Origin of the sequence: Streptomyces sp. NPDC020875 (genome assembly GCF_040641415.1) — a bacterium.
Taxonomy (GTDB): domain Bacteria; phylum Actinomycetota; class Actinomycetes; order Streptomycetales; family Streptomycetaceae; genus Streptomyces.
In genome coordinates this window covers 37,012-46,985 of sequence record NZ_JBFADP010000063.1, presented here as the reverse complement: position 1 = coordinate 46,985, position 9,974 = coordinate 37,012, and the positions used below count along the sequence as shown (strand labels likewise).

9 protein-coding genes are annotated in these 9,974 nt (G+C 74.3%); 6 read left to right on the top strand and 3 right to left on the bottom strand.

Annotation, left to right across the window (positions count from 1 at the left end; genetic code table 11):
* Positions 1 to 51 precede the first annotated feature (51 nt).
* From rsgA to AB0G74_RS29125, 3 genes are all read right to left on the bottom strand, one after another.
* Positions 52 to 1,065 carry a ribosome small subunit-dependent GTPase A gene (gene rsgA, locus AB0G74_RS29135; RefSeq protein WP_361152107.1) on the bottom strand — a complete coding sequence of 338 codons (1,014 nt, stop codon included), beginning with the start codon at positions 1,063 to 1,065 and terminating at the stop codon, positions 52 to 54.
* Between the two features lie 15 nt (positions 1,066 to 1,080).
* Positions 1,081 to 2,427 (bottom strand): 3-phosphoshikimate 1-carboxyvinyltransferase, encoded by a 1,347-nt coding sequence (gene aroA / locus AB0G74_RS29130; RefSeq protein WP_361152105.1) that lies wholly within the window; start codon positions 2,425 to 2,427, stop codon positions 1,081 to 1,083.
* 107 nt (positions 2,428 to 2,534) lie between these two features.
* Entirely contained in the window at positions 2,535 to 3,311 is a 777-nt protein-coding gene (locus AB0G74_RS29125) for a M50 family metallopeptidase (protein ID WP_361152103.1), read from the bottom strand.
* Positions 3,312 to 3,705: 394 nt separating this feature from the next.
* On the opposite strand from AB0G74_RS29125, the gene AB0G74_RS29120 reads away from it, so the two are divergent.
* The 6 genes from AB0G74_RS29120 (at position 3,706) to AB0G74_RS29095 (ending at position 9,923) form a co-directional block, all read left to right on the top strand.
* On the top strand, positions 3,706 to 4,521 hold the full coding sequence (locus AB0G74_RS29120; RefSeq protein ID WP_361152100.1) for an SOS response-associated peptidase: 816 nt from the start codon (positions 3,706 to 3,708) through the stop codon (positions 4,519 to 4,521).
* Positions 4,522 to 4,708: 187 nt separating this feature from the next.
* The gene (locus AB0G74_RS29115; RefSeq protein ID WP_361152111.1) at positions 4,709 to 5,299 is read left to right on the top strand and encodes an alpha/beta family hydrolase; all 591 of its coding nucleotides are present in this window, start codon (positions 4,709 to 4,711) and stop codon (positions 5,297 to 5,299) included.
* A 278-nt stretch (positions 5,300 to 5,577) separates the two neighbouring features.
* Positions 5,578 to 6,315 (top strand): sigma-70 family RNA polymerase sigma factor, encoded by a 738-nt coding sequence (locus AB0G74_RS29110; protein WP_361152109.1) that lies wholly within the window; start codon positions 5,578 to 5,580, stop codon positions 6,313 to 6,315.
* Positions 6,312 to 6,638 (top strand): mycothiol system anti-sigma-R factor, encoded by a 327-nt coding sequence (rsrA, locus tag AB0G74_RS29105; RefSeq protein ID WP_361152096.1) that lies wholly within the window; start codon positions 6,312 to 6,314, stop codon positions 6,636 to 6,638. Before AB0G74_RS29110 ends, rsrA begins: the two co-directional genes overlap by 4 nt.
* Positions 6,639 to 6,924: 286 nt before the next feature.
* Positions 6,925 to 8,451, top strand: coding sequence for an HD-GYP domain-containing protein (locus AB0G74_RS29100; protein WP_361152093.1), 1,527 nt, complete (start codon positions 6,925 to 6,927; stop codon positions 8,449 to 8,451).
* The gene (locus tag AB0G74_RS29095) at positions 8,448 to 9,923 is read left to right on the top strand and encodes an HD domain-containing protein (protein WP_361152090.1); all 1,476 of its coding nucleotides are present in this window, start codon (positions 8,448 to 8,450) and stop codon (positions 9,921 to 9,923) included. Before AB0G74_RS29100 ends, AB0G74_RS29095 begins: the two co-directional genes overlap by 4 nt.
* Positions 9,924 to 9,974: the final 51 nt, after the last annotated feature.

Sequence of the window (9,974 nt, the reverse complement as noted above, 5' to 3'; positions counted from 1 at the left end):
GGGGGCGTGGGCCTCACCCGGAGGGCCAAGGCGCTGGGGCCGCCGCCCCCGTCAGTCGCCCTCGCGGCGCTCCCGCGTCGACAGCAGTCGCCGCAGGGACAGCAGCCGGGCCGGGTCCGCGTGGCCGGCGGCCACCCACGCGTCGAGCGCGCAGTCGGGCTCGTCGTGGCTACAGGCGCGCGGGCAGTCCTCGGTGCCCGGCACCAGATCGGGGAAGGCGTTGATGACCCGGGACGGATCGACGTGGTGGAGGCCGAAGGACCGTACGCCCGGGGTGTCGATCACCCAGCCGCCGCCTTCGACGGCCAGCGGCAGCGCCAGCGCGGAGGTGGTGGTGTGCCGGCCCCGGCCGGTGACCGCGTTGACATGGCCGGTACTGCGCCGCCGCTCCTCCGGGACCAGCGCGTTGACCAGGGTCGTCTTTCCGACTCCGGAGTGGCCGACGAAGGCGGTGGTCCGTCCGGCGAGATGTTCCAGGACCCGGTCGGCGGCCCGCCCGTCCACGAACTCCTCGCGGGTGGTGACGATGTACGGCACACCGAGCGCGCCGTACATCTCCAGCAGTTCGTCGGGGGGCGCGAGGTCGGATTTGGTGAGGACGAGAAGGGGTTCGAGCCCGCCGTCGTACGCGGCGACCAGGCAGCGGTCGATCAGCCGGGGCCGGGGTTCGGGGTCGGCCAGGGCCGTGACGACGGCGAGCTGGTCGGCGTTGGCGACGACGACCCGCTCGTACGGGTCGTCGTCGTCGGCGGTACGGCGCAGTACGGAGTCCCGGGGCTCGATCCGGACGATCCGGGCGAGGGTGTCCTTGGCCCCGGAGAGATCCCCGACGAGGGCGACCCGGTCGCCCACGACGGCCGCCTTTCGGCCCAGCTCACGGGCCTTCATCGCGACCACGGTCCGGTCCTCGACGAGACAGGTCAGCCGTCCCCGGTCCACGGTGAGGACCATGCCTTCGGAGGCGTCCTCGTGCTTGGGCCGGATATTGGTCCTGGGCCGGTTCCCCTTGCGGTTGGGCCGGACGCGGATGTCGTCCTCGTCGGGGTTCTTGCCGTAGCGCCGCATTTCCTCAGGCCCCGTTCAGCTTTCCGCTCCCGCAGGGTCGGGGACGCCGAGCAGGGCGGCCCACATCGCCGGGAAGTCGGGGAGGGTCTTGGCGGTGGTCGCCACGTTCTCGATCTCGACGTCCTTGACCGCGAGGCCGATGACGGCGCCCGCGGTGGCCATCCGGTGGTCGTCGTAGGTGTGGAAGATCCCGCCGTGCAGGGTGCGCGGCCGGATGTGGAGGCCGTCCTCGGTCTCGGTGACGTCGCCGCCGAGGCCGTTGATCTCCCGGGTGAGGGCGGCCAGCCGGTCCGTCTCGTGGAGCCGCAGATGCGCGACGCCGCGCAGGGTGGAGGGGGAGTCCGCGAGGGCGGCGACGGCGGCGATGCCGGGGGTCAGCTCGCCGACCTCGGAGAGGTCGACGTCGATGCCGTGGATCCGGCCGCTGCCGGTGAAGACCAGTCCGTGGTCGGTCAGCTCGCAGGAGCCGCCCATCTCGGTGAAGATCCGGCGCAGCGCGTCACCGGGCTGGGTGGTCCGCTCGGGCCAGTCGCGGACGGTGACCCGGCCGCCGGTGATCAGGGCGGCGGCGAGGAACGGCTGGGCGTTCGACAGATCGGGCTCGATGGTCAGGTCGCGGCCGAGCAGCGCGGAGGGGGAGACCCGCCAGACGTTGGGCTCGCCGCCGGTCTCCGGCTCGTCGACCTGGGCGCCGACGGAGCGGAGCATGTCGACGGTCATCCGGATGTGCGGCATGGAGGGCAGCCGGTCGCCGGTGTGCCGTACCTCGACGCCCTGGTTGAACCGGGGCGCGGAGAGCAGCAGGGCCGAGACGAACTGCGACGACGAGGAGGCGTCGATCTCGACGGGGCCGCCGTCCAGGGCGCCGCCGCCGTGGACGGTCATCGGGAGGGAGCCCCGGCCGTCGTCGTCGATCCGGGCGCCGAGGACGCGCAGGGCGTCGATCACGCCGTGCAGGGGGCGCTCGTAGGAGCGGGGGTCGCCGTCGAAGCGGACCGGGCCGTCGGCGAGGGCGGCGACGGGCGGCAGGAAGCGCATGACCGTGCCCGCGTTGCCGACGTCGACCGTGGCGGGGCCGTGCAGCCCGGCGGGGATCACCCGCCAGACCTCGCCTTCGCCGTCCGGGCCGACGCCCTCCTCGATGCCGACGCCGAGGGCACGCAGTGCCTCCGCCATCAGCAGGCTGTCGCGGGAGCGCAGGGGGCGGCGCAGCCAGCCGGGCTCGGCGGCGAGCGCCGCCAGTACGAGGGCGCGGTTGGTGACCGATTTCGATCCGGGCACGGTCACCGTCGCTTCGACGGCTCCGCTCGCGTAGGGGGCGGGCCAGAGTGCGGGGGAGTGGTGCGCGGGGGCTTCGGTCATGGCCAATACTTTAGTGGCTCGGCCGACACCCCGATCTTGATCAAATGCGCCGAAACCGGGGCGTAACCATGAGGTGGTAGGGAAGCGTGCCGCTCCGGGCGCCGGGTTCAGCGCTCAAGCAGCCAGCGGCCGCCGCCGATGAGCGAGCTGAGCGATACCGCGTGGAAGAGGAAGAGCCAGAGCCCGGCGGGTACGTGGGTGAGCCGGGAGAGCTGGTCGGCGTCGGAGTCGGGGGCGCCGCCCCGGCGCCGCTTGGACTGGAGCTCGAAGGCCGGGCGGACCCCGCCGAGCAGCAGGAACCAGACCACCGTATAGGCGAAGGCGGCCTGGACGCCGGAGTCCGCGAGCCAGGAGATCAGCAGGAAGGCTGCGCCCGTCAGGACGACGGCGAAGGCCCCGTACGCGTTCCGGATCATCACCAGCATCGCCAGCAGCAGGGCCGTCGCCAGCCAGAGCAGCAGGGTGATGTGCCCGGTGGAGAGCAGGGCTGCGCCGCCGAGGCCGAGCAGGGGCGGGGCGGTGTAGCCCGCGGCGGCGGTGAGGATCATGCCGATCCCGGTGGGCCTGCCCCGGCTGACCGTCAGTCCGCTGGTGTCCGAATGCAGCCGGATGCCTTCCAGGGAGCGGCCGGTGAGCAGGGCGATCAGCCCGTGGCCGCCCTCGTGGGCGATGGTGACGGCGGTCCGGGAGAGCCGCCATATCGGGTTGGGTACGACGGCGATCAGGGCGAGGGCCCCGGCGAGGACCACGATCCACTGTTCCGGCGACGGCTGGGTGCCGGTGAGCCGGTCCCACAGGTCGGCCGCCGACGCGGCGCTCAGGACGGTGCCGGTGGTCGCGTCGGTCGCCGGGGCGAGGAGACCGGTGGTCGGCGTGGGGTCCATGGCGGGCGGCTCCTCGGGCGGGGCGGGCGGCGGAGTGTCGCAGTCTGGCACCCGGGGGTGCCCACTCGGGAGGACGCCCTGCCGGAGCGGATCGTTCCGGGCAGTGGTACGGGCCGGGCCGGTGCGGCGGCGGTACGGAGCACGGCCCCGGGCGCCGCGACGGTACGGCGGTACGGCATCGGCTCGTACGGCCCCGGCGGCTGCCCGGCCCCGGTTCCGTACGGCCCCGGACCCGCGCGCTCCCGTGGCCCGGCGGCTGCCGGGACCGGGCCCGACCCCGCCCCACCAGGGCTTTCCGCCCCCCCGCCCGGCTCTCCGCCCGGCCCTGGCCCGCGAAGCCACCGTGACTGTCGGTGCCCGCCGGTAGGCTTCTGGATCAAAGGGGTGGTTGACGATGTGTGGACGGTACGCGGCCAGCCGGGCGCCGAAGGATCTCGTCGGGATCTTCGACGTGGCCAAGTGGGATCCGCTGGAGACCCTGGCCCCGGATTTCAACGTGGCGCCCACCAAGCAGGTGTACGCGATAGTCCAGCGGGCCCTGAAGGACTCCGACGACCCGGCGCCCGTCCGGCAGCTGCGGATCCTGAAGTGGGGGCTCGTCCCCTCCTGGGCCAAGTCGCCCGAGGGCGCCGCCCGGATGATCAACGCCCGGGCGGAGACGGTGCACGAGAAGCCGTCGTTCCGCCGGGCCTTCGCCACCCGCCGCTGTCTGATCCCCGCCGACGGCTACTTCGAGTGGGTCACCGGCTCCGACGAGCGGCAGCTGGAGGAGAAGGGCCGCCGCAAGCGCCCCCGTAAGCAGCCGTATTTCGTCACGCCCGCCGACGGTTCGGTCTTCGCGATGGCCGGGCTCTACGAGTTCTGGCGGGACCGCACCCTGCCCGACGACCATCCGCAGGCGTGGTGGGCCACCTGCACCGTCGTCACCACCGAGGCGGAACAGGGCCCCCTGGGCGTCGCGCCCGCCGACGGTCCGGGCAGCCTGGCGGAGATCCACCCCCGGATGCCGCTGATGCTGACCCCCGACCGCTGGGCCGACTGGCTGGACCCGGCGCGGACGGAGGTCGAGGATCTGCGGTCCCTGCTCGTCCCGCCGCCCGAGGGCCTGATGCGGGCCTATCCGGTCTCCACCGCCGTCAGCAATGTCCGTAACAACGGCCCCGAGCTGCTGACGGAGCTGGAGGCCCCGGAGGAGGGCACCCTCTTCTGAGCGCCGCGTGGGAGCCGGGGTACGGGCGGACGTCCGGCCGCCGGACGGCCGTACGCGGCAGGATGGGCCCGTGACCAGCACATCGAGTACATCGAGCGGATCGAGCGCCTCCAACGGATCGAACAGATCGAAGAAGTCGCCCCCGCCCGTCACCGAGGACGTCGAGACCCCCGCCGGGACGGCCCGGATCCACTGGCACCGGGCGGCCCGCCCCCGGCTGGTGCTGGCCCTCGGCCACGGCGCGGGCGGCGGCACCGGCGCCCGCGATCTGACGGCCCTCGCCGCCGCCCTGCCCGCCGACGGGGTGACCGTCGCCCTGGTGGAGCAGCCCTGGCGGGTGGCCGGGAAGAAGGTCGCGCCCGCGCCCAAGACCCTGGACGCGGCCTGGCACGGCGTCTGGCCCGCCCTCACCCGGCCGGGCCCGCCCGTCGTCGCCGGTGGCCGCAGCGCCGGGGCCCGGGTCGCCTGCCGTACGGCCACCGCCCTCGGCGCCCGGGCCGTACTCGCCCTGAGCTTTCCGCTCCATCCGCCCGGCCGCCCGGAGAAGTCCCGGGCGGACGAGCTGCTCGGTTCCGGCGCGCCCACCCTCGTCGTCCAGGGCGGCAACGACTCGTTCGGCCGCCCGGAGGAGTTCCCCCGCGGTGATTTCGAACTGGTCGAGGTGGAGTTCGCCGACCACGGGTTCGCCGTCCCCAAGCGCTCCGGCCGGACCGAGGAGGAGACCGTGACGATGATCACTGGCGCGGTACGGGAATGGCTGGGCCGACTCCGGGAATGACCGGGCCCCATGGGGTGTTGAGGCGAATACCGAGGTAGTCGCGGTACGTCAGCACGCAGCCAGCACCGAGCATGGAGTAGGGAGTCCGACGCATGGGACCGACCATCTGCCCCCGCCGTCCGCACGCCGCCGGTCTGGAGTGGTCCGTGCTCTCGGCGGGCGCCGCGGGCCCCGACCGGCCCAAGGGTGCGGTCGATCACCGGGAGACCTCGGGTGAAGGTCGACTATCCTCCGATTCGAGCGGGTCCGCGTTCGGATTCGCCGCGGCGCTGGAGGAGGTGGGTCCGGTCACTGGGACCGACGCGGGGACCGACGGCGGTCAGCCCGAGAAGACCGGCAAGACCGGTTCCGCGAAGGCGGTCACCGCCGCCGCGGCCGGAGCGGCCGCCCGGGACGGTCAGGAGCGGACGGAGACGCCCGCCGAGCGGAACGCCCGCTTCGAGCGGGACGCCCTCGCCTTCCTCGACCAGATGTACTCGGCTGCCCTGCGGATGACCCGCAACCCGGCCGACGCGGAGGACCTGGTCCAGGAGACCTATGCCAAGGCGTACGGCTCCTTCCACCAGTTCCGTGAGGGCACCAACCTCAAGGCGTGGCTGTACCGGATCCTCACCAACACCTTCATCAACTCGTACCGCAAGAAGCAGCGCGAACCCCAGCGCAGTGCGGCCGAGGAGATCGAGGACTGGCAGCTCGCGCGGGCCGAGTCCCATATGTCCACCGGACTGCGCTCGGCCGAGTCGCAGGCGCTGGACCATCTGCCGGACTCGGATGTGAAGGCCGCGCTCCAGGCCATTCCGGAGGAGTTCCGGATCGCCGTCTATCTCGCGGACGTCGAGGGCTTTGCGTACAAGGAGATCGCGGACATCATGGGTACACCCATCGGGACGGTGATGTCCCGCCTGCACCGCGGTCGCCGTCAGCTGCGCGGCATGCTGGAGGATTACGCGCGTGAGCGCGGACTCGTCCCCGCCGGTGCGGGGGAGTCGGACGAAGCGAAAGGCTCGGGCTCATGAGCTGCGGAGAGCCGCACGAGACGGACTGCTCCGAGGTGCTGGACCACCTCTATGAGCTTCTCGACGGTGAGATGCCCGACGCCGACTGCACCAAGTTCGAGGTGCACTTCGAGGAGTGCTCCCCCTGCCTGGAGATGTACGGTCTCGAACAGGCGGTGAAGAAGCTGGTCAAGCGGTGCTGCGGTTCGGACGACGTGCCGACCGACCTGCGTTCCAAGGTGATGGGCCGGATCGATCTGATCCGGGCCGGTCACCCGGTGCCGGACGAGGAGATCACCGTCGGCGAGCCCGAGCCCGCACCCCGTGCGGCGCCGCGCGAGTAGTACCACCGGCGGTCCGCCCGCCCGGCGCCCGGCGCCGTACGGCACAGGACGCCCGCGCGGCACACCACCACCGCGCCCCCTCCCTCCGCGTTTCCCGCCCCGGGCATCCGTCTGCCGTCGCCCGGGCGGGAGGCCATATCTCCCCCTCGACCGTGCGGTCACCGCCCCGGATTCACCCGGATGCGGGAATCGTCGGATCGGCCGTCACTCCCTTTTCCACGGCTCGTTAGCGTGACGCCCGGGTGCACCGGAAGCACGCGGAGCACGAGGAAGGGGTGGGGCGGACGTGAGGTCCGTACCGGCGGCGGCGCACGCCTATGTGCTGACCGTCGCGCTCGGTGCCGTCTGCTGCGCGCTGCCCGCCCTCCCCGTCCCGCCCGGCCCCTTCCCGCCGGTCTCCTGGCCGACGGCCGCTCTGCTCGCAGGGCTCTACGCGCTCTGCGAGCTGCCCGGCCGCACCCCGGACCCCGGCCGCTCCCCGGACAAGGGGCACCGCGTCCCGGCGGCGGTCCGCTCCGGGTCCTTCTTCCCGGTCCTGCTGGCTGCCGCGTTCCTGCTCCCCGCCGCCGTCGCGGCCCTCGTACCCGTACCGGGCGCGCTGCTGGCCCGGCCCCGCCGCCGTCCGGTCGGGCTGCGCCGGGTCTGGGGGGCGGCCCGGCTGGCGCTGGCGACCTGGGCGGCGGCCGGGACGTACGAACTCATCGGGATCGCCCGCGCCCCGGGCCCGCCGTACTTCCCGCAGGCCCTGCTCGCCGCCGCGGCCGGGGCCCTCGCCTTCTGCGTGGTGCTGGGGCTGCTGGAGACCGGGATCCTGGTCACCGCCGAACGGCTGCCGCCGCGCCGGGCCTGGCGGCTGGCGGGCGGCCGGGGCGGACCCGGCGCCCCGGGTGCGCCCGGCGGCCCCGTCGGCACGGCCGCCCTGCCATATCTGGTGCACGGACTGGCCGGGCTGGTGATGGCGGTCCTGTGGCGCAGCCCGTACGGTCCGGGCTCGGCGGTCTTCGTCCTGCTGCCGATCCATATCTCCTGCTGGCTGTTCGCCCAGTACGACCGGGAGGCCGCCGCGCACCGGGCCACCATCCGGGCCCTGGTCCAGGCCGTGGACATCAAGGACCGGTACACCCGGGGGCACGGTGAGCGGGTGGGCCGCGCGGCGGCGCTGATCGCCCTGGAGCTGCGGATGGACGAGGGGCGGCGGGAGGCGATCCGGCTGGCCGGGATCCTGCACGACGTGGGCAAGCTGGGCGTCCCCACCCGGATCCTGCGCAAGGACGGCCCGCTGACGCCGGAGGAGCGCCGGATCATCGAGCTGCACCCGGAGTACGGGCACGAGATCACCCGGGGCATCGGCTTCCTCCGCGAGGCGCGCGAGGCGATCCTGCACCACCACGAACGGCTCGACGGGACGGGCTATCCGTGCGGGCTCGACGGGGACGGGATCCCCGAGTCCGCCCGGGTCGTCGCGGTCGCCGACGCCTTCGACGCGATGACCTCGACCCGCTCCTACAGCCGGGCCCGCCCGGTGCCGGTGGCCCTCAAGGAACTGGAGCGGTGCGCGGGCACACAGTTCGATCCCCGGATGGTGTCGGCGCTGGTCAGGGCGTTGTCGCGGTACGGCTGGCAGACCTCGGTGACGTCGGACGAGCCGCTGCCGCCGCCGCGGCCGGTGGATCCGGTACCGCCACCGGACGGGGCGGCGGCCCCCGCCGGCCGGCCGAAACGGTCCGCCGCGCCCACCGCGCGCCCGGCACACTCCCCGGCCCCGGACGGCGGTGGCGGTACGGGCCCGGCGCCGGGGAACGGCCCCCGATGAGCGACCGCCGCCGACTCCCGGTCCCGCCACCCCGCCGCACCCAAGGCCCCCCACGGTCCCGGTCCCGGCTCCGGCCGAGGCCCGGGGCGGTCGTCCACGGGGCCGCCGGGGCACTCGGCGCCGCCGGACTGGTGAGCATCGCGGTCAACGGGGTGCACCACCTCGCGATCGCCCTCGGCTTCGGGCTGCTGATCACCGTCGGGGAGGCCGCCCGGCAGCCCTCGGCTTCGGGGGAGCGCGACCCCGCGCCCCTCGGGGCGGCCGGAGTGCTGGGATACGCCCTCCTCGGCGAGTGCGCCGGCCGGATGACGGCACCCGGCACGCTCCAGGTCGTCGCCGTGGTCCTGCTCGCGACCCTCGCCGGTTCCCTGCCCTGCTGGGCCCGGCTGCCCTGCCGGTCCCGGCCGCCCCGCCGCCACGGCGCGGGACCGGGACCGCGCGCCCCCGCCCGTGCCCCCGCGCCCTCCCGGGCCGAACTGGCGGACCATCTCGCCCGGCGGGTCCTGGTCGCCGCCTTCGCCGCCGTCTGCTTCCAGCCCCTGTACGCCGCCGGACCGCCCGCCGACCACTACGCGGGCGCCCTGTACGCCCTCGCCATGCTGGTCCTGCTGATGCTGACGGCGCTCTGCGACAGCGTGCTGCGCGCGGCGGTACGCGGTTCGCGCACCGGCTTCCCGTACGGCCCCCTGCTCCGCGACGAGCTCCGCGCGCTCCCCGGTATCGGCTCCGCCGTCTGCGCCACCGGCGTGGTGATCGCGCTCTCCGTGACCGTCGCCGGACTGTGGGCGCTGCCCGTGTTCAGCCTGCCGCTGCTGCTCACCCAGCTCTCCCTCAGCCGGTACGAGGCCGTCCAGACGACCTACCGCCAGACCATCGCGTCCCTGGCCCGGGCCACCGAGGTCGCCGGATACACCCCGCCCGGACATGCCCGCCGGGTCGCCGATCTCGCCGTCGCCGTCGGGCGCGAGCTGGGGCTCGGCGGCGACGATCTGACCGTCCTGGAGTACGCGGCCCTGATGCACGACATCGGCCAGCTCTCCCTCGTCGACCCGGTGCCGGACGGCGCCACCGCCCCGCTCCCGGCGGCCGAGCAGCGCCGGATCGCCCTGCTGGGCGGCGCGGTGGTCCGGCAGACCGGGGTGCCGTCGGCCGTCGCCGTCGTGGTGGAGCGGCAGGCGGATCCGTACCGCGATCAGCCGCTCACGGCCCGTATCGTCCGGACCGTCAACGCATACGACGATCTGACCGGGGGAACCGGAAGGGAGAACGGCCCGCGACCGGGCGGGCGCCGTACGGTGACCCCGCTGGACGCGCTCGAACGGCTCCGGCTCGCCACCGGCCGCGACCATCAGCCCGAGGTCGTGGAGGCGCTGGCCGGGGTCCTGGGCCGGGGCGGCGGGCCACGGATCCCCCCGCGCCGCCGGGCACAGGGGGCACAACGCCCGCTCCGGGCCCCGGACCATCCCGGGTAACCCACGAGTAATGAGCGGGCCTTCGGTGCGGCATGGTTGGATGCGAAGAGG

Excerpts from the sequence above, each read along its gene's own strand:
- AB0G74_RS29120 (WP_361152100.1), top strand. The coding sequence starts at position 3,706 with ATGTGTGGACGGTACGCGGCCAGCCGGGCGCCGAAGGATCTCGTCGGG.
- rsgA (WP_361152107.1), bottom strand. The coding sequence starts at position 1,065 with ATGCGGCGCTACGGCAAGAACCCCGACGAGGACGACATCCGCGTCCGG.
- aroA (WP_361152105.1), bottom strand. The coding sequence starts at position 2,427 with ATGACCGAAGCCCCCGCGCACCACTCCCCCGCACTCTGGCCCGCCCCC.
- AB0G74_RS29095 (WP_361152090.1), top strand. The coding sequence starts at position 8,448 with ATGAGCGACCGCCGCCGACTCCCGGTCCCGCCACCCCGCCGCACCCAA.
- AB0G74_RS29125 (WP_361152103.1), bottom strand. The coding sequence starts at position 3,311 with ATGGACCCCACGCCGACCACCGGTCTCCTCGCCCCGGCGACCGACGCG.
- rsrA (WP_361152096.1), top strand. The coding sequence starts at position 6,312 with ATGAGCTGCGGAGAGCCGCACGAGACGGACTGCTCCGAGGTGCTGGAC.